We start from the raw sequence: 21,905 nt of genomic DNA on the forward strand, positions 1-21,905 counted from the left end.
CTGTGCCACTCCCTATGATTTTTCCATCATCTGGAAGTGGAACCCCTGTCATGCCTCGCCATATCCAAACCACCTTGCTCGACCCCACACCCCGCGCCCCGGTCGGTTTTCGCTCACTGGCCACGGCCACCCATCGCGGCTCCACCACCCTGTTTGCCAGTGCCCGCGAGGTGCGCGACGACTGGTGCCCCGAGCGCGTGCCCTATGCCTACGGCCTGCACGGTACGCCCACCAGCCTGGAGCTGGCCGCGCGCGTTGCGCAACTGGAGGGCGCCGAGCACTGCTTTATCACCCCCGGCGGCCAGGCGGCGATTGCCCTGGTGTACTTCGCGTTCTGCGGCGCGGGCGACCATGTACTGGTGCCACAAAGTGCCTACGGCCCCAACAACGACCTGGCGCGCGACCTGCTGGCCAGGCTGGGCATCGCGGTGCAGACCTACGACCCGATGATCGGCGCCGAGATCGCCACGCTGATCCGTCCCAACACCACCCTGATCTGGTGCGAGAGCCCAGGCTCGGCCACCATGGAAATCCAGGACGTGCCCGCCATCGCTGAAGTGGCGCGGGCGGCCGGCGTGGTGCTGGCGCTGGACAACACCTACGCCAGCGGGGTGTTTTTCGACGCCTATGCCCACGGTGTGGACGTGTCGATCCAAGCCCTCACCAAGTACATCGGCGGCCACAGCGACCTGCTGCTGGGCTCGGTGTCCACCTGCAGCGATGTGCATTACCAGGCCCTCGGCCAGGCGCGTTCGCTGCTGGGCATGGCGGTCTCGCCCGACGATTGCAGCCTGGCCCTGCGCGGCCTGCAGACCCTGTGGGTGCGCCTGGCGCAGTTGCAGGCCAGCACCCTGCAGGTGGCGCACTGGCTCAAGGCTCGCCCCGAAGTGGAAAGGGTATTGCACCCCGCGCTGCCTGATTGCCCGGGGCACGGGGTGTGGCTGCGCGACTTCACCGGCTCGACCAGTGTGTTTTCGGTGGTGTTCCGCCCGACGCTGTCGGGCGAAGCGCTGCTGGACTTCATCGACCGCCTCAACCTGTTCCACCTCGGCTACAGCTGGGGCGGCGTGACCAGCCTGGTGGCGCCGCATTTCAACCTCGACCGCGATGTGCGCCAGTACGGCGATCGGCTGGTGCGTTTCAACATCGGCCTGGAGCACGTCGACGACCTGATCGCCGACCTTGAACACGCATTTTTCCAAGCAGATAACCACGGAGATGGGCAATGAAAACCTTCACGCGTTTGATGATCGCGGGCGCCGTCCTGGGCGCCAGTGGCCTGGCACAGGCTGGCGCCACCCTGGATGCGATTCACAAGAAAGGCTTTATCCAATGCGGGGTGTCCGACGGCATCCCGGGGTTCTCGGTGCCGGACAAGAATGGCAAGCAACAGGGCATCGACGTGGACGTCTGCCACGCGGTGGCCGCTGCGGTGTTCGGCGATGCGGGCAAAGTGCGGTTTACCCCCACCAACGGCAAGGAACGCCTGGCCGCGTTGCAGTCCGGCGAGATCGATATCCTGTCGCGCAGCACCACCTGGACCAGCTCCCGCGACGCCGGCATGGGCCTGGTTTTCACCGGCGTCACCTACTACGACGGTGCCGGTTTCATGGTCAACAAGAAGCTGGGCGTGAGCAGTGCCACTGAACTGGATGGCGCGTCAATCTGCATCCAGGCCGGTACCACCACCGAACTGAACACCTCGGACTTCTTCCGCAGCCGTGGGCTCAAGTTCACGCCAATCACCTTCGATACCTCTGAAGAAACCGCCAAGGCCTTGCAGGCCGGGCGCTGTGACGTGATCACGGCGGACAAGTCGCAACTCAATGCCCAGCGCAGCCAGATGACCACGCCGTCCGACTTTGTGATCCTGCCGGAGACGATTTCCAAGGAGCCCATGGGGCCGTCGGTGCGTCGCGGCGATGATGAATGGTTCAGTATTGTGCGCTGGACCCTGTTTGCGATGCTCAACGCCGAAGAGGCCGGGGTGACCTCGGCCAATGTCGAGGCCCAAGCCAAGACCACCAGCAACCCGGACGTGGCGCGCTTGCTCGGCGCCGATGGCGAGTACGGCAAAGACCTGAAACTGCCCCGGGACTGGGTGGTGCAGGTGGTCAAGCAGGTGGGCAACTATGGCGAGGTGTTCAACCGCGCGTTCGGGCCCGGGACGCCGCTGGCCATCGACCGGGGCTTGAACAACCTGTGGAACAATGGCGGTATCCAGTACGCGCCACCGGTGCGGTAATGGGCTGCCGAGTGCCTATTCTTCCTGGCAGGAGGCAGGCACTCGGTCACCTCCACAGCTCACTCCCACACTGGCGTGGGACCTGCCTGATCTACCGGGCAGTCCCACCCCTACGGAGAACGCCCGATGTTTTTGAATACCCTGCACCGTTTCTGGGCCAGCCTGGCCCTGCTCACCGCCCTGGCGCTGGTCGCTCCGGCCGCCAACGCCGACGCCGGTACGGTCGATGACACCGCCTCGATCAAGAGCAGCATCCTCGGCCAGAACGTCAAATACACCCTTTACCTGCCGCCCGACTACGGCCGTTCCACGCGTGCCTATCCGGTGCTGTACATGATGCACGGCGGCGACGATGGCCGTTACAACGACTGGTTCGTGCAAGACAACCTCGGCGCCTTGCTCGACCGGCTGATCAACGCCGGCGAGATCCCGGCCATGATCGTCATCACCCCCGATGGCCTGCGCAACCCCGAGAACAAGTACGCCACCTATTTCATGAACGATGCCGACGGCAAGTTCCAGTGGGAGACCATGTTTATCCAGGAGTTCATCCCGGCCATGCAGAAGCGTTATCGCATCCTCGATGACAAGCGCTTTCGTGCCATGGGCGGCCTGTCCATGGGCGGGTTCGCCTCGCTGATGTACGCGTTCAAATACCCAGAGCTGTTCAGTGCAGCGGCGGTGATGAGCGCGGCGGTGCGCACCGATGAGCAGATCACCCAGATGGACCCCGCCGGCTACGAACGCCGCTACGGGCATGCGTGGGGCGAGGGCCTGACCGGCGAGCAGCGCCTGAACCTGCAATACCACGAGAAAAACGTGCTGGACCTGGTCAAGCACACGCCGGTGGCCGAATTGCGCAAGACCCGTTATTACCTGGATGTGGGCACCAACGACCCGTTCTTCCTCGGCAATGTGCTGCTGCACCTGGCGTTCAACAAACTGGGAGTCGCCCATCAGTTCCAGGCCCGGCCGGGGGCGCACAATTATGATTTCTGGGTGCCGGGCTCCGAACCCTTGCTGCGCTTTGTCGGCCTGACCTTCCAGGAGCGCAACGTGCAGTAACCCAGGGAATAACCGGGCGGGCTCGGGTGTTCACCCTATACCCTGACAACCACCGAGCCCGCCCGGATGACCGAACCTAATACCTGCCGCCTGCTTCGTCCCCGTGCTGCCGTGATCGGCAAGCAAGGCCTGCATAATGCCGTGGGCATCTCCACCGAAACGGTCGGAGCCACCGGCATCAACTTGCAGATCGTCACCATCCCCCCGGGTGGCCGTGCCAAAACTCACATGCATGAAGGCCATGAAACCGCGATCTATGCCCTGAGTGGCATCTCTCGCGTGTGGTACGGACAGCAACTGGAAAGTCACGAGACCCTCCATCCCGGCGACTTTTTCTACATTCCGGCGGGCATGCCCCATCAGCCCTACAACGACACCGATGAACCGGTGTCGGTGCTGGTGGCGCGCTCAGACCCCAATGAGCAGGAGAGCGTGGTGTTGATGCCCCATCTGGATGCGCTGCACCCCGCCGGTAGCAAGCCATGACCACCGACATCACCTACCGCAGCGCCACCGAGCTGCTCGCCGACATCGCGGCCGGCCGTCAAAGCAGCCGCGCCTTGCTCGACAGCTACCTGGCGCGCCTGGACAGCCTCAACCCGGCGCTCAACAGTGTGGTCACCCTGGACCTGGCACAAGCGCGCCTCAAGGCCGACCTGGCCGACACGGCGGTACGCAATGGCTTGCCGCTGGGGCCTCTGCACGGTTTGCCGATCACTATCAAGGACACCTTCGAAGTGCTCGGCATGCCGTGCACCGCAGGTGCCGCCGCGTTGCGCGAGCATCGGCCGGCGCAGTCGGCGGTGGCGGTCAAGCGCCTGGAAGATGCCGGTGCAATTGTGTTCGGCAAGACCAACGTGCCGACCATGGCCGGGGATATCCAGACTTACAACAGCCTGTTCGGCACCACCCACAACCCCTGGAACCTGGCGCTGACACCGGGCGGCTCTTCAGGGGGCGCGGCCGTTGCGTTGGCGGCGGGCTTCACCTCGCTGGAGCTGGGCAGCGACATTGGCGGCTCGATCCGCATCCCGTCGCACTTTACCGGGGTGTATGGGCACAAACCCACCCACGGCATCGTGTCCCAGCGCGGGCATATTCCCGGGGCGCCGGGCAACCTGGCGGAAGGGGCGTTGAACGTGGTCGGGCCCTTGGCGCGCAGTGCCGCCGACCTGCAGTTGATGCTGGACGTGATCGCCGCCGCACCACCGGCCGGGCAGCCCGGTTGGCAGTTGCAGCTGCCGGCGCCGCGCCCTGTGTCTCTGAAGACCTTTCGTGTGTTGCTGTGGACCGACGATGTTGATTGCCCGCTCGACCAGGGCATGACCGAGGCCTATCGCCAATTGCGCCTGAGCCTGGAAGCGGCGGGTGTGGAGGTGGTACAGGGCGCGCCCCGGGGCGCGTCGCTGGAGCGCTTGTTTGCCGCCTACCTGTTGCAACTGGGTGCCGAGCTGGGCGTGTCGTTGCCGGCGTCCAAGCGGTGTTTCATGGGGCTGATGGCTCCGGTGTTGCGGGCGCTGGGCCGGGTGATGGACACGCCGCAGCATGCCGACAAGTTCTACCAGGGCAGCGCCATGGGCCATGCCGATTGGTTGAAGGCCCATGAGGCGGGCTTGCGCCTGCGTGAAGCTTTTCTCAAGACCTTCGATGACGTCGACGTGATCCTGGCGCCGCCCACCTTCACCACGGCGTTTGCCCATGACCAATCCCGGGTCATCAGCCTGCGCACCCTGCAGGTCGACGGCCAGAAGCGTCATTACGCCGACCTGTACAAGTGGATTGCGCCGGCCACCCTGATGGGCTTGCCGGCCACCAGCGCGCCCATTGGCCTGACACGCCAGGGGTTGCCGGTGGGGGTGCAGATCATCGGTGCGCCGTTTGCCGATCGCACCACGATCAAGTTTGCCGAATACCTGGCGGAGGTGGTGGGTGGGTTCCAGGTGCCGGGGGCTATGGGGTAGGACGGATCATGGCGGCCGGCTGCACGCGTTGCGCGTATTCCTCGGCGGTCATGAAGCCCAGTTGCACCGCCGCTTCCTTGGGCGACAAGCCTTCGTCTGCGGCCTTGCGGGTGATCTGCGCCACCCGGTCATAACCCAGCACCGGGTTGAGCACGGTGGCCATCAACAGCGAGTGCTCCACATTGCGCGCCAGTTGCGGGCGGTTCACCTCCAGGCCGTTGAGCAGCTTGTGGGTGAACAGGCTGACGCAGTCGGTGAGCACCTCAATCGAGTGCAGCAGGTTGTGGATCAGCACCGGCTTGGCCACGTTCAATTCGAAGGTGCTGGACGCGCCCGCCAGGGTGATGGTGGTGTGGTTGCCCATCACCTGCATGGCCGCCTGCACCAGCACTTCGGCGATGGTCGGGTTGCGCTTGCCGGGCATGATCGAGGAGGTGAGGCCGTCGTCCGGCACGATCAATTCGCCCAGGCCGCAGCGCGGGCCTGAGCCCAGCAGGCGGATGTCGTTGGCGATCTTGGTCAGCGACACCGCCAGTACATTCAACGCGCCGGAGACCTCCACCAGTGCATCGTGAGTGCCCATGCCTTCGAATTTGCACGGGTTGGTCTGGAAGGTTTCACCGGTGAGTTGACTGATCTCCTCGCAGAACGCCACATCAAAACCCACGGGAGTATTAAGCCCCGTGCCCACCGCCGTGCCGCCCTGGGGCAGCAGGCGCAGGCGCGGCATGCAGGCCTCGATGCGCGCGATGCCGTGGTGGATCTGCTGGGCAAAACTGCCGAACGCCTGGCCCTGGCTCATTGGCACCGCGTCCATCAGGTGGGTGCGGCCGATTTTCAGCACGTCCTGCCAGGCGTCGGCCTTGGCGTTCAGCTCGTTGCGCAAGTGGCCGAGCGCAGGCAGCAGCCGCCCGCGCAATTCGAGCACGGTGGTCAGGTGCATCACCGTGGGAAAGCTGTCGTTGGACGACTGCGAACGGTTGACGTGGTCATTGGGGTGCACCGGCGACTTGCTCCCCAGCTCGCCGCCGAGCCGCAGGTTGGCGCTGTTGGCGATCACCTCGTTGGCGTTCATGTTGGTCTGGGTGCCGGAGCCGGTCTGCCAGATCGACAGCGGAAAGTGCGCGTCAAAGTGACCGTTGGCCAGGTCCTGGGCGGCCAGCTCAATGGCCTCGGCCAGGGCGGGCGCGAGTGCGCCAAGCCGTGCATTGGCGCGGGCGCAGGCGCGTTTTTGCTGGCCAAAGGCGCGGATCAGGCTGGGCGGGAACGGCTGCTTGGCGCCGAACACCTCCAGTGCGCGCTGGGTCTGTGCACCCCAGTAGCGCTCGGCCGGGATGGACACCGGGCCAAACGCATCGTGTTCGATTCGCAGAGTGGGCATCGTGCTGCTCCGTCAAAGTGCCGCGCCGGCCGCACGGCCGAGCACGCGTTGATATTCATTCTGGGCGGTCTGCTGGGAGAACTCGCCGGACCACTTGGACACCACCACGGTGGCCACGCTGTTGCCGATGGTGTTGCAGGTGGCAATCGCCATCGACATGAAGCGGTACACGCCAAACAGCAGGGCCAGGCCTTCGGCCGGCAGTACGCCGATGGCGGTGACGGTGGCGGCAAACACCACGAAACTGCCACCTGACACCGCCGCCGCGCCTTTGGACGTCACCAGCATGATCGCGATGATGCCCAGTTGTTGCTCCCAGCTCAGGGGCACGCCATAAGCGTTGGCAATGAACAGCACGCACAGCGACATGTAGATCGAGGTGCCGTCGAGGTTGAACGCGTAGCCGGTGGGCAGCACCAGGCCGACGCTCTGCTTGGAACAGCCGAACTTCTCGAGCTTTTGCAGCAGTCGGGGCAGGGCGCTTTCCGACGAGGCGGTGCCGAGCACGATGAAGATTTCATCCTTGATGTAGGTGAGGAAGCGCCACAGGCTGAAGCCACTCAAGCGGCATACCGCACCCAGCACCACGAAGATGAAGAACGCGATGCCCACATAGAACATCAGCACCAGGTTGGCCAGGGACATCAGCACGGCGGTGCCGTTGCTACCCACGGCGTAAGCCACCGAACCGAAGGCGCCCAGGGGCGCGAACTTCATGATCAGGTTGATGAATTCGAAGAAGCATTCGGAGATGCGGTTCAAGCCGTCTTCGATGACTTCACGGCGCTCGGGTTTCAGGGCCAGCAGGGCAAAGCCGAACAGCACCGAGATCACCAGCACTTGCAGGAGTTGGCCACCGGCAAAGGCACCGACGAAGTTGTCGGGGAAGATGCCGTAGATGAAGTCCATGGTCGACGCCGGCGCATGGCCCTTGGCAACGGCGGCACTCGCCGCGGCAGCGGCAGCGCTGCTCGGGTGGGCGTCGTGCATGCCGGAGCCGATCTGCAGCAGGTTGCCCCACAGCAGGCCGATGGCCAGGGCGATGGTCGACACCACTTCGAAGTAGATCAGTGCGCGCAGGCCGACTTTGCCGACGCGCTTGATATCACCGGCCGAGGCGATGCCGTGGACCACGGTGAAAAACACCAGCGGCGCGACGGCGGTCTTGATCAGCTTGAGGAAGATATCGCCGAGGATCTTGAAACTGGCAGCCAGCTCGGGGGCGAGAAAGCCGAAGGCAATGCCGAGGAACATGGCGGCGACGACCTGGAAGGTCAGGTCCTTGTAGAGCGGTTTTTTGGCGGGGGTGGATGACATGTCTGTGATCTCATTGTTGTTATGGTTCTGAAGACGCTGGAGATCCCCTGTGGGAGCGAGCAAGTCGAATCGTCGCACTGCCGCTCCCACATTTGGATTTCCATTGGGTTCCGGATCAGCGAGCGACTGCACCCTGGCGCGCCAGCGCGATATCCACCATCTGCGGCGCCAGCCCCAGGTAGTTGGCCGGGTCGGTCAGGCGTTGCAGGTCGGCCACGTCCAGTTGCGCGGTGGCTTCGCCCTGGGCGAGCAGGGCGTCGAGCAGGCTGGTGCCCTGGTCGTTGGCCATGCGGCAGGCGGCGTAGACCACGTCGTGGGCCACCTGACGGCCGAGGGCCGGGGCGAGGCCCATCATCACGGCTTCGGCAACGATCAGGCCCTGGGTCATGTCGAGGTTCTTGCGCATGCGCTCGGGGCGCACTTCGAGGCCGGCGAGCATGAAGGTCGCCTGGCCCAAGGACGCGGCGCTGAGGGCGAAGGCTTCGGGGATGGCAATCCATTCCGCCTGCCACGGGCCGGTGGAGCGTTCGAAGTCCTGGATCATCGCGTCGAGCATCAGCCCGGCGTGTTGGCGCACGCCCTTGGCGGCGGCGTACATCAGCTCGCAGGAAATCGGGTTGCGCTTCTGCGGCATGGTGCTGCTGGCGCCACGGCCCTTGACGAAGGGCTCGTACACTTCGCCCAGTTCGCTGGTCATCATCATCATGATGTCCAGGGCGATCTTGCCCAAAGAGCCCGTGACCAGGCCGAGGAAGTTCAGGGTTTCGGCCAGGCCGTCGCGGGCCACGTGCCAGGTGGCCTGCGGCACGCCCAGGCCCAATTCGGCCATCAGCGCTTCCTGAACTTCCAAGCCTTTGTCGCCCAGGGAGGCGAGGGTGCCGGCAGCCCCGGCGAACTGGCCGATTTCCACCCGTGGGCGCAATTCCACCAGGCGTTCGGCGTGGCGGTCGAACATGCTCAGCCACACCGCGCATTTGTAGCCGAAGGTGATCGGCAGCGCGTGTTGAAGGTGGGTACGGCCCGCCATGGGCGTGTCGCGATAACGCTCGGCCAGGCCGGCGAGCAGGCCGCGTACTGCCTGGATATCACGCTCGACAATCGCCAGGGCTGCGCGCACCTGCAGGACCACGGCGGTGTCCATGATGTCCTGGGTGGTGGCGCCCCAATGCACATAGCGGCCGGCTTCGCCGCAGATCTTCGACAGTTGTTCCACCAGCGGCAGGATCGGGTAACCGACGATCTCGGTCTCGTGCTGCATCAGCGCCAGGTCCAGGGCTTCGTAGCGTGACAGCGCGGCGATCTGCTCGGCGGCCTCGCTTGGGATCACGCCGCAACGGGCTTCGGCGCGGGCCAGGGCCACTTCCACTTCGATGTAGCGCTCGATCAGCGCTTTGTCAGAGAACACGCCACGCATTTCGGCGGTGCCGAACATGTCGCGGAACAGGGCGGAATCAAAAACGGTACTCGACATGGCGAAGTCCTATTTGTTATTTTTAAACCATACATATTTAATATGTCCGTACATTATGATTACGCCTGTGCTGATACACTGTCAACTCGACAACGAGGGTAAAAATGGAAAGCGTGAGCCAGAGGCGTTATGCGGCGGTGGCCAAGGACTTGATTGACAGGATTGGCAGCGGCCATTACCCGGTGGGGTCGTTGTTGCCGACGGAGTTCGAACTGTGTTCGCTGTATGCGGTGAGCCGGCACACGGTGCGCGCGGCCATCGACCAGTTGCAGGGGCAGGGCATGGTCTCGCGGCGCAAGCGCGTGGGCACGCGGGTCGAGGCGTCGTCACCCAAGGGCGGTTATTCCCAGGCGATGGCGTCGGTGGCCGACCTGGTGCAAGTGGCCGAAACCCACATTCGTGATATCCAGGGCGTGCGTGAATTCGTCGCCGACATCGCCCTGGCTCGCCGCCTGGGGCTGGAGCCGGGTGGGCACTACTTCTGCGTGTCGAGCATCAAGGTGGATGCCGGCGACGGCAATGCGCCGTTGTGCTGGACCGACGTGTACGCCGAACAGACCTTCGCCGAGGTGATCCCCGAGGCGCGCAAACACCCTGATGAATTGATCGCGGCGTTGATCGGCAAGGCGTTTGCGCGGCACATCGATGTGGTCGACCAGCAGGTGCGGCCGGTGCAGCTGAGTACCGAACTGGCCGCCAGCCTGAAAGCCCAGAGCGGTGCACTGGGGCTGAACATCATCCGCCAGTACCGGGATGAAGCCGGTGAGGTGATTGCCGTGTCGGAAACGGTCTACCCGGCAGACCGTTTCACCCTGACTATGCAGATGAAGCGCGACAAGCTCTAGGCCACGTTGAAGAACGCCACCTTGGTGCTCAAGCGGTCCGCCAGCTCGGCCAGTTCCTGATTGGAGTTTTCCACCACTTCGGAGCCGGCCGCCGATTGCACGGTGGAGCTGTGGATGCGCGTGACGTTCTGCGCCACCTCTTCGGCTGCGGCGCTCTGCTGCACCGAGGCACTGGCGATCTGCGCGTTCATTGCGTTGATCGCGCCCACTTCCTGGCTGATCTTGCTCAATGCCACCTGAGAGTCGCGGGTCTGCGCCACGGTGACCTGGGCCAGGTCGCGACTGCGCTGCATGATGTCGGCGGCGTCCTGGGTGCCGCTTTGCAGCTTGCCGATCATGTCGCGGATTTCCTGGGTGGATTCCTGGGTGCGCGTGGCCAGGGAGCGCACTTCATCGGCCACCACCGCAAAGCCACGCCCATGCTCACCGGCCCGCGCCGCTTCGATGGCCGCGTTGAGGGCCAGCAGGTTGGTCTGGGCGGCGATGGCGTTGATCACCTCGATCACGGTTTCAATGTTTTCGCTGTCGCTGGACACCTGGTTGACCCGGGTGGTGGCGTGCTCAAGGATCGTCGCCAACTCTTCGATGGCCACCGTCACTTCGCCCACCAGGCGGTGGCCGCTGTCCACTTCTGCGTCGGCCAGGATAGTGGCCTTCGACGCCGCCGAGGCGTAGCCCGAGACCTCGCTGACCGAGGCCGCCATTTGCGTGATGGCGGCGGCCACATGCTGGGCTTCGCTGGTTTGCAGGGTGATTTGCTGGCGGTTATCGCTGGCCACCGACAACAGGGTGACCGAGGAGTGGCGCAGGGCCTGGGCGGCGGCGCGCACTTCGGTGATGGTGTCGCCCAGGCGCGCCAGGGCGTTTTTCAGGATGCCCATCACGCTGTCGGGGTAGCGGGTTTCGATGGGCTGGTTCAACTCGCCCTGGGCCAGGCGGCGGATCGCTTCGGCCACTTCCTCCGGCTCGGCGCCAAGGGTGGCCTTGATGTTGCGGATGATCAGCAGCGACACCAGCACGCTCAGGATGATTGCCACCGCGCTGGCCAGCACCATCAGCACCGCAAAGTTGCTGGCGGCCGATTGCACCGTGTCCAGGCGTTGTTTGATCTGGGCTTCTTCGAAGTCGATCAGGGCATTCACACGCTTGAGCCACTCGGTGTAATGGGCCGATGCCTGGGCCAGCAGCAGGTCCTGGGCGCCGGCGATGTCATTGCCGCGACGCAGGGCAATCACCCGTTCGCTGGAGGCCAGGGCCTGGGTTTCGATGGCCTTGATATCGGCCAGCAGGCGGGCTTCCTCGGCACTGGGGGCGGCGCTGGCGAACAGGCGGTCGAGCATCACGGCGGAATCCTGATAGTCGCGCTTGAGCTGGTCGATCTCGGCCAGGTGCTGGTTGAGCGCCGGTTCATCCTTGACCAGCACCGCGTCGCGAATGGCGATGGCGCGGTTGTGCACGCTGCCCCGGAAGTTGATCGCGTAGCGCTGGACCACGGCGGCTTTTTCACCGACCTCCTTGAGGGTGCCGTCGATAAACCCCACTCGCTGGATACCGACGGCAGTGATCAGCACCAGCAACGACAGGGTGGACGCAAAGCCCAGTCCGATACGCATTGCCAACGAGACAGGTTTTTTCATGGAAAGCTCGATATTCAGGGGGCTAAGGAATGATGGCTAAAAGCTATCTGTCTCGCGGAATCTAATCAGCCCTCGACGTTGCGTCCAATCACTAATTGCTGATCCTGACATTGAGCGAATTGATGGAATAAAACCGCACGTCCGGGTTTTATACGTCATCCAACGTATTCCCCGTTTTCCCTGGCCCCCTGAGACTGGATCGCACGCACCCGTCATCCGTCCAGGAGCCTGTCCATGACCGAAACGCTGATCAAAGTCGACCTCAACCAGCCTGTCACCGAAAACGAGCAGATCCACAACCGCTGGCACCCGGACATTCCGATGGCCTGCTGGGTCAAGCCGGGCGATGACTTCATCCTCGAAACCTACGACTGGACCGCCGGCGCCATCAAGAACAACGACGACGCCAGCGATGTGCGCGACGTGGACTTGTCCACCGTGCATTACCTGTCGGGCCCTGTAGGCGTGCACGGCGCCGAGCCGGGTGATTTGCTCGTGGTGGACCTGCTCGACATCGGCGCCAAGGCCGATTCCCAATGGGGGTTCAACGGTTTCTTCTCGCGCCAGAACGGCGGCGGCTTTCTCACCGATCACTTCCCCAGCGCACAAAAAGCCATCTGGGATTTCAAGGGCATGTTCACCAGCTCCCGGCACATTCCGGGGGTCAACTTCGCTGGCCTCATCCACCCCGGCTTGATCGGCTGCCTGCCCGACCCGGTCATGCTCGCCGACTGGAACCGTCGCGAACAGGAACTGATCGACACCAACCCCACCCGCGTCCCGCCGCTGGCCAACGCACCCCTGGCCGCCACCGCGCACATGGGCAAGCTCAAGGGCCAGGCCCGCGACGATGCGGCTGCCACTGGCGCGCGTACCGTACCGCCACGTGAGCACGGTGGTAACTGCGACATCAAGGATTTGTCCCGGGGTTCGAAGATCTTCTTCCCGGTCTACGTCAAGGGCGCAGGGCTGTCGGTGGGCGACTTGCACTTCAGCCAGGGCGACGGCGAAATCACCTTTTGCGGTGCTATCGAAATGGCCGGCTGGGTGCACATGAAAGTCGAGCTGATCAAGGGCGGCATGGCCAAGTACGGGATCAAGAACCCGGTGTTCAAGCCGAGCCCGATCACGCCGAACTACAAGAACTACCTGATCTTCGAAGGCATCTCGGTGGACGAACAGGGCCAGCAGCACTACCTGGACGTCAATATCGCCTACCGCCAGGCGTGCCTGAATGCGATCAACTACCTGACCAAGTTCGGCTACTCGCCGGCCCAGGGCTATGCGCTGCTCGGCTCGGCGCCGGTACAAGGGCATATCAGCGGCGTGGTGGACATCCCCAATGCCTGCGCGACCTTGTGGTTGCCCACGGAAATCTTCGAGTTCGACATCAACCCCAACGCCAACGGCCCCACCCAATTCCTCGATGGCAGCATCGACCTGCCCATCGCCCCGGACCTGTAGCCATGCCGACCTACGAATACGCCTGTGCGGCGTGCGGCACCTTCACGATGTTGCGGCCTATCTCCCAGCGCAACGAACCGAGCAGGTGCCCCTATTGCGACGGGCCGGGCGGGCAGTTGCTGATTTGCGCGCCGGCGTTGCAAACGCTGTCGGGCAACCAGCGCAAGGCCATCGAAGGCAACGAGCGCAGCCGCCACGCGCCGCAAACCGTCGGCGAGTACCAGGAAAGCCGCAAGCACCCGGCCGGTTGCAGTTGCTGTGGGACGAGCAAAAAGGTGCTGCCGAGCAAGGCCAACCCCTTGGGGCTCAAGACCAAGACCGGCCCTCGGCCGTGGATGATCAGCCACTAGAACAGGAGCGTTGTTATGCGTCATGGCGACATTTCTAGCAGCCCGGACACCGTGGGTGTCGCGGTGGTGAACTACAAGATGCCGCGCCTGCACAGCAAGGCCGAGGTCATCGATAACGCGAAGAAGATTGCCGAGATCATTGTCGGCATGAAGCAGGGCCTGCCCGGCATGGACCTGGTGGTGTTCCCCGAGTACAGCACCATGGGCATCATGTACGACCACGATGAAATGATGGCCACCGCCGCAAGTATTCCCGGCGAGGAGACCGCGATTTTCTCGGCGGCCTGTCGCCAGGCGAACACCTGGGGCGTGTTTTCCCTGACCGGCGAGCGCCACGAAGAGCACCCGCACAAGGCGCCGTACAACACGCTGGTGCTGATCAACCACCTCGGCGAAATCGTACAGCGCTACCGCAAGTGCATTCCCTGGTGCCCCATCGAAGGCTGGTACCCGGGCGATCGCACCTATGTGTGCGAGGGGCCCAAAGGCATGAAGATCAGCCTGATCATTTGCGACGACGGCAATTACCCGGAGATCTGGCGCGATTGCGCAATGAAGGGCGCCGAACTGATCGTGCGTTGCCAGGGCTATATGTACCCGGCCAAGGAGCAGCAGGTGCAGATGTCCAAGAGCATGGCCTGGGCCAATAACTGCTATGTGGCGGTGGCGAACGCGGCGGGTTTCGATGGGGTGTATTCGTACTTCGGCCACTCGGCGATTATCGGTTTTGACGGACGCACCTTGGGCGAATGCGGCGAGGAGGAGATGGGCATCCAGTACGCGCAATTGTCGGTGTCGCAGATCCGCGATGCGCGGGCCAATGACCAGTCGCAGAACCACCTGTTCAAGTTGCTGCACCGGGGCTACACCGGCATGCACGCCTCGGGCGATGGCGACAAGGGGGTGGCGGACTGCCCGTTCGAGTTCTACCGCACCTGGGTGCTGGATGCGCAGAAGGCCCAGGAGAATGTCGAGAACATCACCCGCAGCACCGTCGGTGTTGCCGAGTGCCCGGTGGGCCAACTGCCCCATGGCGGTAAAGCGCGGACGGCGGAGTAGGGCATGCGCTTTACGTTTGAGCCGGCCCGGGTGATGACGCTGCTGCGCAGCCGTATTGTCGGCCAGGACGCCGCGCTGGCGCAGGTTGAGGGCCTGCTCAAGGTGGTCAAGGCCGATATCGGTGAGCGTGACCGGCCCTTGAGCGTCAACCTGTTCATGGGGCCGACCGGCGTGGGCAAGACCGAAATCGTGCGCCTGCTGGCCCAGGCGTTGCATGGCCGGGCCGATGGTTTTTGCCGCATCGACATGCACACCCTCGCGCAGGAGCATTACGCCGCCGCACTCACCGGCGCACCGCCGGGGTATGTGGGGAGCAAGGAAGGCATCAGCCTGTTCAACAGCGAATTGATCCAGGGCACCTACAGTTGCCCGGGCATCGTGTTGTTCGACGAGTTGGAGAAGGCCAGCCACGAGGTGGTGCGCAGCCTGCTGGGCATCCTGGAAAACGGCCAGCTGACCCTGGCCGGTGGCACGCGCACCCTGGACTTTCGCAATTGCCTGATCTTCATGACCAGCAACATCGGCGCACAACAGGCGCGCCGTCATCGCCAACGCTTCGCTTACGGCTGGCGCCGCGTGCTGCGGGTGTTTGTCCGGGACGAGGCGGCGGTGCTGGAAGACGCGTTGCACGGTCACTTCGAGCCGGAGTTTCTCAACCGTATCGACCGCATCCTGATGTTCGAACCCATCGACGGCCAGTGGCTGGAGGCGCTGCTGGAAGTGGAGCTGGGCAAGCTCAACGGGCGCCTGGCGGCACACCAGCGCTGGCTGGAGGTGGATGAGCCCGCGCGGGCATGGTTGTGCCGCCAGCACGATGCACGTTTTGGCGCCAGGGCCTTGGGCAGGCGACTGCGGGTCGAGCTGCAGCCGGCCATCGCCGAATGCGTGTTGCACGATCCCGGCGTGCAAGGCATGCGGGCGACCCTGCGGGATGAGCAGTTGCACGTTTCACGTCAATAGGCTTGCGCGTTGCACAATTTTGGCTAATATAGCCCGGGTAAAACAAATAACACCCGGGTAATAAATCATGCCTACGCACAACCTTTCGCTCTGCACCGCCTTTGTCCATCATCAGCGCGTGGCGGCGGGCACCTATGCCGACGTTGCTCACAACCTTGCCCAATCCGCCTTGGCGCCTGGCAGCTTTCTGGTGTTTGATGACGCCACCGGCAGCCAGGTGGATTACCCCTGGCCAGCGGGGTATGCCCCTGCGCAACCGGCATCGGCCGAGGCGGATGACGAGCCTCCGGCAGCGCCATCGGTGGGTCGCCCGAAACTGGGGGTGGTGGCGCGGGAAGTCACCCTGCTGCCGCGCCATTGGGAATGGCTGGGCCAGCAACGTGGTGGCGCGTCGGCGGCGTTGCGTCGCTTGGTAGATGACGCTCGCACCGCCAGTGCTTCCCGTGATCAGATACGCCAGGCCAAGGAAGCCAGCTATCGTTTCATGAGTGCCATCGGCGGTGACTTGCCAGGCTTCGAGGAGGCTTCCCGCGCACTGTTTGCCCACGACGCCGCAGACTTTTCCCACAAGATCGCGCAGTGGCCGGCGGACGTGCAGACGTACCTGGCGTGGCTGTCGCGCAATGCTTTTCCCGTCTAACAATAATTCACGGACCTGAATCTTCATGGAAGTCACCCAGAAACGGCCGTTGTGGCAGATCTACCTGATCTTTCTGGCACCGATGGTGCTGTCCAACTTCCTGCAAAGTTTTTCCGGCACGCTCAACGGCATTTACGTCGGGCAAATGCTCGGCACCCAGGCACTGGCGGCGGTGTCGGGGATGTTTCCCATCGTGTTTTTCTTTATCGCCCTGGTGATTGGCCTGGGGGCGGGCGCGTCGGTGCTGATCGGCCAGGCGTGGGGCGCCCAGGAGACCGCGATGGTCAAGGTCATCACCGGCGCCACCCTGACCCTGGGCGCGCTGGTGGGGCTGATCGCGGCGGTGCTCGGCAGCCTGTTTGCGCGCCCGGCCTTGCAGGCCCTGGGGACGCCGATGGATGTGCTGGACGATGCGGTCGGCTATGCGCAGATGATGATGTTGATCATGCCGCTGCTGCTGGTGTTCATCCTCTACACCCAGCTGTTGCGCGGCGTGAGCGACACGATTTCGCCGTTGCTGGCGCTGATGGTGTCCACGCTGGCTGGCCTGCTGCTGACCCCGGCACTGATTCGCGGCTGGATCGGCCTGCCACCCATGGGCATCCAGAGTGCGGTGTACGCGGGGCTGGTGGGGAACGCCTTGGCAATGCTGTTTTTGATCCTGCGCCTGCGCCATAAGAACCACGTGATGGCGCCGGACCGCGAATTGCTCGCCGCCTTGCGCCTGGACCGAGTGATCCTCGGCAAGGTCCTGCGTATCGGCTTGCCCACCGGCTTGCAGATGGTGGTGCTGTCGCTGTCGGAACTGGTCATCCTCGCCCTGGTCAACGGGCACGGTTCTCAAGCCACGGCGGCCTATGGCGCAGTGACGCAGATCGTCAACTACGTGCAGTTCCCGGCGCTGTCGATTGCCATCACCGCCTCGATTCTCGGCGCCCAGGCCATCGGTGCCGGGCGCCTGGAACGCATCGGGCCGATCCTGCGCACAGGGCTGATGATCAACACTTGCCTGACCGGTGGCCTGATCGTGCTCGGTTACCTGCTGTCGCACTGGTTGCTGGGCCTGTTCATCACCGACGACACCGCACGCAGCAATGCCGAGCACCTGTTGCACATCATGTTGTGGAGCATCCTGGTGTTCGGTTTCCAGGCGGTGGTCGGCGGGATCATGCGCGCCAGCGGCGTGGTGCTGATGCCGGTGGCCATCTCGATCTTTTGCGTGCTGTGCGTCGAGTTGCCGATGGCGTACCTGTTCAACGCGCACTTCGGCCTGGAAGGGGTGTGGATGGCGTTTCCGGTGACCTACCTGGCGATGCTGGTGTTGCAGACCGCGTATTACCGGTTGGTGTGGCGGCACAAGCAGATCAAGCGGTTGGTGTGATTATTTGAAATGGGTATCGGCGACCGGCAGGATGCTTGCGACATGCCAGCCGTCCTTGCCTTTCAATAACGTCTGGCTGATCAGGAAAGTGTCCACCTGCGCGGGCTCGCCTGGGTGGCCTCGGGTAAAGGCGACCGGCACCATCAGTTGGGCAACCTCGTCGTTCACCATCACCACACTGAAGTGGCTCATGTTCGGCTGTAGTTGCCAGGTGCCCTTGTAGTATTCCTTGAGTTTGCTGACGACGGCATCCGGCCCCCAGCTGGCTTCACCACGGGCAAACCAGAGCATTTTTGGTGAATCCCACAGCATGGCCTTGATCTGCTTGAGGTCATGGGCATTCTGAGCCTCGACAAATCGAGTAAAGAACGCGCGGGTTTCGTCCTCTTGCGGGGTCGCGAATGCGGAGGTGAGGGTGAAGAGTGAAAACAGGGTGCCGAAGGCCAGTGCACAGCGTTTCATAAGGATTCCTCAGGGATGGTCGCTGAGGTCAAGCTTAGGCCAGCTCACATGCCGACAAAGGCCATTTAACCCTCGTTTCGGGACATTGCGCTTGCCTCGGCGGGGTTTCTAGCCGTGTGCCGAATCACCCGCGGTGGCTCGCCGAATTGGCGAACGAACGCCCGACGCATGCGTTCGCTGTCACCAAACCCGGTTTGGCGGGCGATGTTGTCGAGGGGGTGACGCCCATCCTGGATCAACACCACGGCCGCTTCGATCCGCAGCTTTTCCACAGCCTTGGCCGGTGAAAGCCCGGTTTGTGCATGAAACGCCCGGCTGAACTGGCGCAGGCTCAGGTGTGCGGCATCTGCCAGCTCGCTCAACGGCAGCGCGCGATGCAGGTTATTGCGCATATACGTCATGGCGGCCTGAATACGATCGGTCTTCTGCTCCATGTCCAGCAGCACCGAGCGTTGCGGCTGGCCTGCGACGCGGCGGCTCTGAAGAACGAAGGTTTTCGACACGGCGCGGGCGACTTCCGGCCCCAGGTCGGTTTCAACCATGGCCAATGCCTGATCAATGCCTGCGGTCATGCCCGCACTGGTCCAGATGGATCCGTCGATCACAAACAATCGCTCTTCTTCCAGTTGGACCTCTGGATAACGCGCGCGAAATTCGCCGGCAAAAAACCAGTGGGTGGTCGCCCGCATACCGTCGAGCAACCCCGCCTGCGCCAGAAAGAAAGTACCGGAGCAGGTGGCCGCGAGGCGGCGACTGTGCACGGCGGCGTGTCGCAGATAAGCCAGCAGTGGCGCGGTAAATTCGCGATCACTGCCGCCGCCGATGATCACCGTGTCGAACGCGGTGTCATCGAAGCCTTCGGTGTGCACCACTACACCCAGGGAGCTGCGTACCGGCCCGCCATTTTCGGAGAGCAGCCTGACATCGTAATGAGCCTTGCCCACGGCGCTGTTGGCACTCTCAAAGACAGACAACGCGGCGAAGCTCATGACGCCGAAACCGGGAAAGGTAATGAAACCGATGCGCTGCATGATGAGCTCCGGGAAAAGGGCAGGCGGGCAGTCTAAGTGTGCACGCGTTGCATGGATGTGCTTCCGGTTATTGTTTCAGGCCTCGCAAGAGCAGCTCCAGCCCTTGCAGGCCTTCTTCCAGTCGCAGGTTGGGGTGTTCGTCTGCGGCAATCCACAAGGCGGTGCTCACCAGGCTGCCATTGATCAGGCGCGCCAACGCCTGGCTGGCGGCCGGTACGATAATGTGCGCGCTCATCAGGCTCTCCAGTAAGGCGGCCAGGGACTCCACGCAGTGTTGCGAGTGGCTTGATTCGGTGACGCCCAGAACCGCAGGCGCATCCTGGAAAACAATCCGTTGTATTTCGGTATCTTGTGCCATACGCAGGTAAGTACGGCAACGTTCGCGGAACCCGTCCCATGGGTCGCTTGCCTGATCGGTGATGCATTGCAAGTGCGCATCCATCTCACCGTCGAGTTGGGCCACCACCGCCGCCAGCAAGCCCTTCTTGTCACCAAAGTGATGGTACAACGCACCCCGTGTCAGCCCGGCGCGCGCGGTAAAGTCGTCCATCGATGTATTGGCATAGCCCTGGCTGGCAAAGGCTTGGCGGGCGCTGGCGATCAGCCGGGCGCGGGTGTCCTCGATCATTTCGGCTCGGGCTCGGCTCATGGTTAAGTCTCGCTGAGGGTCAGTAATAGATTGACATACGTTACGTATGTTAATCATGATTTGTCACATACGCACCGTATGTATTTTGCCTTGGGCGCTTCAGATAGCAAGCTGCAAGGCACTGAGAATGAGGTTCAGCAGGATGGCAAACCCCTACGCCGAGTTATTCCAGGTGCCCGGCGCGCGTGCATTTGTGTTGGCCGGCATGCTGGCGCGCATGCCGGTGTCCATGACCGGTATCGGCCTGATCACCATGCTGTCGCAGGTGCATGGCGGCTATGGCCTGGCGGGCTCGGTGGCGGCCGTATTTGCCCTGGCCACGGCGTTTTGTGCGCCGCAGGTGTCGCGGCTGGTGGATCGCTACAGCCAGGGCCGGGTGCTACCGATCGCGGCACTGATCGGCGGCGGAGCGTTGTTGATGTTACTGCTGTGCACCCGATTGCAGGCGCCCAACTGGACCCTGTTCGTGTTCGCCGCCCTGGCCGGTTGCATGCCCAATATGTCCGCCATGGTGCGGGCACGCTGGACCGAGTTGTATCGCGGCCAACCCAAATTGCAGACCGCCTTTGCCCTGGAATCGGTGCTCGATGAGGTGTGCTTCATCATCGGCCCGCCGATCTCGGTGGGCCTGAGTGTGGTGCTGTTCCCTGAAGCCGGGCCGCTGGTGGCGGCGCTGTTATTGGCGGCCGGGGTCACCACCTTTGTGCTGCAACGCGAAACCGAGCCTGCGGTGCACGAACACCATGAGCACCACGGCGGTTGGCTGATTGCTTCGCCCTCGGTGCTGATCCTGATGATCCTGCTGCTGGCCATGGGCGTGATTGTCGGCGTGGTGGATGTGGTCAGCGTGGCGTTTGCCCAACATCAGGGCCAGCCTGCGGCGGCCAGCATCGTGTTGTCGGTGTACGCCATCGGTTCCTGCCTGGCCGGGCTGGCCTTTGGCATGCTCAAGCTCAAGGCACCGTTGCCACGTCAGTTCCTGTTGTGCGGCGTGGCCACGGCGTTGACCACCTTGCCCTTGCTGCTGGTGACCAATATTCCCGGGCTGGCCGTGGCGGTGTTTATCTCCGGGCTGTTCTTTGCCCCGACCCTGATCGTGTCCATGGCGTTGGTGGAGCGGGTGGTGCCGCCGAGCCGCCTCACCGAAGGCATGACCTGGCTGATCACCGGCCTGAGCATCGGCGTGGCCATCGGCGCTGCCAGCTCCGGGTGGATGATCGACCACTTCGGCGCCCCCAGCGGGTTCTGGGTGGCGCTGGGGGCGGGGGCGGTGGTGTTGGGGTCAGCGTTGCTGGGCTATCGGCGGTTGGGATAATCAGCCAATCGCCGGGGAAGCATCCGTGCGGTGGTGTTGTAGAAATTCGCTCAGCGCCTGGCGCGTCAAATCGTTCAGCGTCACTTTCTTGCGGGTGGCCTCCAGGGCTGCCGCCAGATGCAGGTCGTGGCCGACGCGCACGTTGAATGAGCCCTTGCAGGGTTTCTCCGGCGCTTGCCTGAGGGTCTGGCAGGTGGCGAGATAGTCGTCCACCGCTTCGCGAAAGGCCGCGTCCAGCTCGGCGACGGTCTTGCCCTCGTAGCTGACCAGCGCCTTGATGAACAGCACTTTGCCGAACAGGCAGTTGTCTTCGAGGCTGGCTTCGATGGAGCCGATGTAGCCTTGGTGTTTCAGTTGGTTGTTCACTGAATCAGTTCTCCTGATTTCAATTGTTCGATGATCTGGCGCCGAATGTAGTGTTTCACTTCGTTGCCGGGGTGGGGCCTGTGCAGCGTAATCATTGCACTGGGGCGCCGTTGTCGAATTTGACGCGGCTTCCAGCCCCTTCAACCTGTGTGTAGCCCAGCCGGCACAGCAGCGTGACCAGCTCCGGCCAGGTAAATCCCGTCTGCGGATTGAGCAGTTTGGCGAGCAATTTTTCATTTTTGGACACGGCGTTCCCTGCGTGTAACTAAATGTAGTTGCAAAAAGTGGTTTACGTCAATGCTAGCC

21 protein-coding genes and 1 pseudogene are annotated in these 21,905 nt (G+C 63.3%); 13 read left to right on the forward strand and 9 right to left on the reverse strand.

The genetic code is table 11. The features are described from left to right. The first annotated feature begins 50 nt into the window (after nt 1-50). From M2394_RS29660 to M2394_RS29680, 5 genes are all read left to right on the forward strand, one after another. Nucleotides 51-1,229 (forward strand): cystathionine beta-lyase, encoded by a 1,179-nt coding sequence (locus tag M2394_RS29660; protein WP_259175701.1) that lies wholly within the window; start codon nt 51-53, stop codon nt 1,227-1,229. Then, on the forward strand, nt 1,226-2,245 hold the full coding sequence (locus tag M2394_RS29665; RefSeq protein WP_259175702.1) for an amino acid ABC transporter substrate-binding protein: 1,020 nt from the start codon (nt 1,226-1,228) through the stop codon (nt 2,243-2,245). The genes M2394_RS29660 and M2394_RS29665 overlap by 4 nt, the downstream gene beginning before the upstream one ends. A 126-nt stretch (nt 2,246-2,371) precedes the next feature. Further along, a complete protein-coding gene (locus tag M2394_RS29670; RefSeq protein WP_178919758.1) occupies nt 2,372-3,310 on the forward strand; it encodes an esterase family protein in 939 nt (312 codons plus the stop codon). 66 nt (nt 3,311-3,376) lie between these two features. Continuing rightward, complete coding sequence (locus M2394_RS29675) at nt 3,377-3,796, forward strand: cupin domain-containing protein (protein WP_178919759.1); 420 nt, start codon at nt 3,377-3,379, stop codon at nt 3,794-3,796. Then, on the forward strand, nt 3,793-5,271 hold the full coding sequence (locus M2394_RS29680; RefSeq protein ID WP_259175707.1) for an amidase: 1,479 nt from the start codon (nt 3,793-3,795) through the stop codon (nt 5,269-5,271). Before M2394_RS29675 ends, M2394_RS29680 begins: the two co-directional genes overlap by 4 nt. Here the strand turns inward: M2394_RS29680 and M2394_RS29685 are convergent. From M2394_RS29685 to M2394_RS29695, 3 genes are all read right to left on the reverse strand, one after another. Then, nucleotides 5,261-6,652 carry a lyase family protein gene (locus tag M2394_RS29685; protein WP_178919761.1) on the reverse strand — a complete coding sequence of 464 codons (1,392 nt, stop codon included), beginning with the start codon at nt 6,650-6,652 and terminating at the stop codon, nt 5,261-5,263. The genes M2394_RS29680 and M2394_RS29685 overlap by 11 nt on opposite strands. Before the next feature lie 12 nt (nt 6,653-6,664). Next, nucleotides 6,665-7,969, reverse strand: a complete 1,305-nt coding sequence (locus M2394_RS29690) for a cation:dicarboxylate symporter family transporter (RefSeq protein ID WP_178919762.1) — start codon at nt 7,967-7,969, stop codon at nt 6,665-6,667. Nucleotides 7,970-8,084: 115 nt separating this feature from the next. Then, nucleotides 8,085-9,440, reverse strand: a complete 1,356-nt coding sequence (locus M2394_RS29695; protein ID WP_259175711.1) for an adenylosuccinate lyase family protein — start codon at nt 9,438-9,440, stop codon at nt 8,085-8,087. A 113-nt stretch (nt 9,441-9,553) separates the two neighbouring features. Here M2394_RS29695 and M2394_RS29700 point away from each other — a divergent pair, with 113 nt between their 5' ends. Continuing rightward, nucleotides 9,554-10,285 carry a GntR family transcriptional regulator gene (locus M2394_RS29700; protein ID WP_178919789.1) on the forward strand — a complete coding sequence of 244 codons (732 nt, stop codon included), beginning with the start codon at nt 9,554-9,556 and terminating at the stop codon, nt 10,283-10,285. Here M2394_RS29700 and M2394_RS29705 read toward each other — a convergent pair. Continuing rightward, on the reverse strand, nt 10,282-11,922 hold the full coding sequence (locus M2394_RS29705; RefSeq protein ID WP_259175712.1) for a methyl-accepting chemotaxis protein: 1,641 nt from the start codon (nt 11,920-11,922) through the stop codon (nt 10,282-10,284). The genes M2394_RS29700 and M2394_RS29705 overlap by 4 nt on opposite strands. Nucleotides 11,923-12,156: 234 nt before the next feature. Here M2394_RS29705 and fmdA point away from each other — a divergent pair, with 234 nt between their 5' ends. The 6 genes from fmdA to M2394_RS29735 all read left to right on the forward strand — a co-directional run bounded on the left by fmdA (nt 12,157) and on the right by M2394_RS29735 (nt 17,776). Continuing rightward, nucleotides 12,157-13,386 carry a formamidase gene (gene fmdA, locus M2394_RS29710; protein WP_178919769.1) on the forward strand — a complete coding sequence of 410 codons (1,230 nt, stop codon included), beginning with the start codon at nt 12,157-12,159 and terminating at the stop codon, nt 13,384-13,386. A gap of 2 nt (nt 13,387-13,388) precedes the next feature. Further along, on the forward strand, nt 13,389-13,736 hold the full coding sequence (locus M2394_RS29715; RefSeq protein WP_178919770.1) for an FmdB family zinc ribbon protein: 348 nt from the start codon (nt 13,389-13,391) through the stop codon (nt 13,734-13,736). A 15-nt stretch (nt 13,737-13,751) separates the two neighbouring features. Then, nucleotides 13,752-14,795, forward strand: a complete 1,044-nt coding sequence (locus M2394_RS29720; RefSeq protein ID WP_178919771.1) for an aliphatic amidase — start codon at nt 13,752-13,754, stop codon at nt 14,793-14,795. Nucleotides 14,796-14,798: 3 nt separating this feature from the next. Then, nucleotides 14,799-15,755, forward strand: coding sequence for an AAA family ATPase (locus M2394_RS29725; protein ID WP_259175713.1), 957 nt, complete (start codon nt 14,799-14,801; stop codon nt 15,753-15,755). A gap of 67 nt (nt 15,756-15,822) precedes the next feature. After that, nucleotides 15,823-16,395, forward strand: coding sequence for a DUF2239 family protein (locus tag M2394_RS29730; RefSeq protein ID WP_259175714.1), 573 nt, complete (start codon nt 15,823-15,825; stop codon nt 16,393-16,395). Nucleotides 16,396-16,420: 25 nt separating this feature from the next. Beyond that, complete coding sequence (locus M2394_RS29735; RefSeq protein ID WP_259175715.1) at nt 16,421-17,776, forward strand: MATE family efflux transporter; 1,356 nt, start codon at nt 16,421-16,423, stop codon at nt 17,774-17,776. Here the strand turns inward: M2394_RS29735 and M2394_RS29740 are convergent, their stop codons facing one another. The 3 genes from M2394_RS29740 to M2394_RS29750 all read right to left on the reverse strand — a co-directional run bounded on the left by M2394_RS29740 (nt 17,777) and on the right by M2394_RS29750 (nt 19,918). Next, complete coding sequence (locus M2394_RS29740) at nt 17,777-18,238, reverse strand: DUF3225 domain-containing protein (protein WP_178919775.1); 462 nt, start codon at nt 18,236-18,238, stop codon at nt 17,777-17,779. It lies immediately after the preceding gene. Between the two features lie 65 nt (nt 18,239-18,303). Beyond that, the gene (locus M2394_RS29745) at nt 18,304-19,269 is read right to left on the reverse strand and encodes a GlxA family transcriptional regulator (RefSeq protein ID WP_259175716.1); all 966 of its coding nucleotides are present in this window, start codon (nt 19,267-19,269) and stop codon (nt 18,304-18,306) included. Nucleotides 19,270-19,336: 67 nt separating this feature from the next. Then, on the reverse strand, nt 19,337-19,918 hold the full coding sequence (locus M2394_RS29750) for a TetR/AcrR family transcriptional regulator (RefSeq protein WP_178919777.1): 582 nt from the start codon (nt 19,916-19,918) through the stop codon (nt 19,337-19,339). Nucleotides 19,919-20,060: 142 nt separating this feature from the next. Between M2394_RS29750 and M2394_RS29755 the strand changes: the two genes are divergently transcribed. After that, on the forward strand, nt 20,061-21,233 hold the full coding sequence (locus M2394_RS29755; RefSeq protein ID WP_259175718.1) for an MFS transporter: 1,173 nt from the start codon (nt 20,061-20,063) through the stop codon (nt 21,231-21,233). On the opposite strand, the gene M2394_RS29760 is transcribed toward M2394_RS29755, so the two are convergent. After that, nucleotides 21,234-21,599, reverse strand: coding sequence for a type II toxin-antitoxin system HicB family antitoxin (locus M2394_RS29760; RefSeq protein ID WP_178919779.1), 366 nt, complete (start codon nt 21,597-21,599; stop codon nt 21,234-21,236). Continuing rightward, nucleotides 21,596-21,846: pseudogene (locus tag M2394_RS29765) on the reverse strand (type II toxin-antitoxin system HicA family toxin). The gene M2394_RS29760 and the pseudogene M2394_RS29765 overlap by 4 nt, the downstream one beginning before the upstream one ends. Nucleotides 21,847-21,905 lie beyond the last annotated feature (59 nt).

It is taken from the genome of Pseudomonas sp. BIGb0164, assembly GCF_024810135.1.
GTDB lineage: Bacteria > Pseudomonadota > Gammaproteobacteria > Pseudomonadales > Pseudomonadaceae > Aquipseudomonas.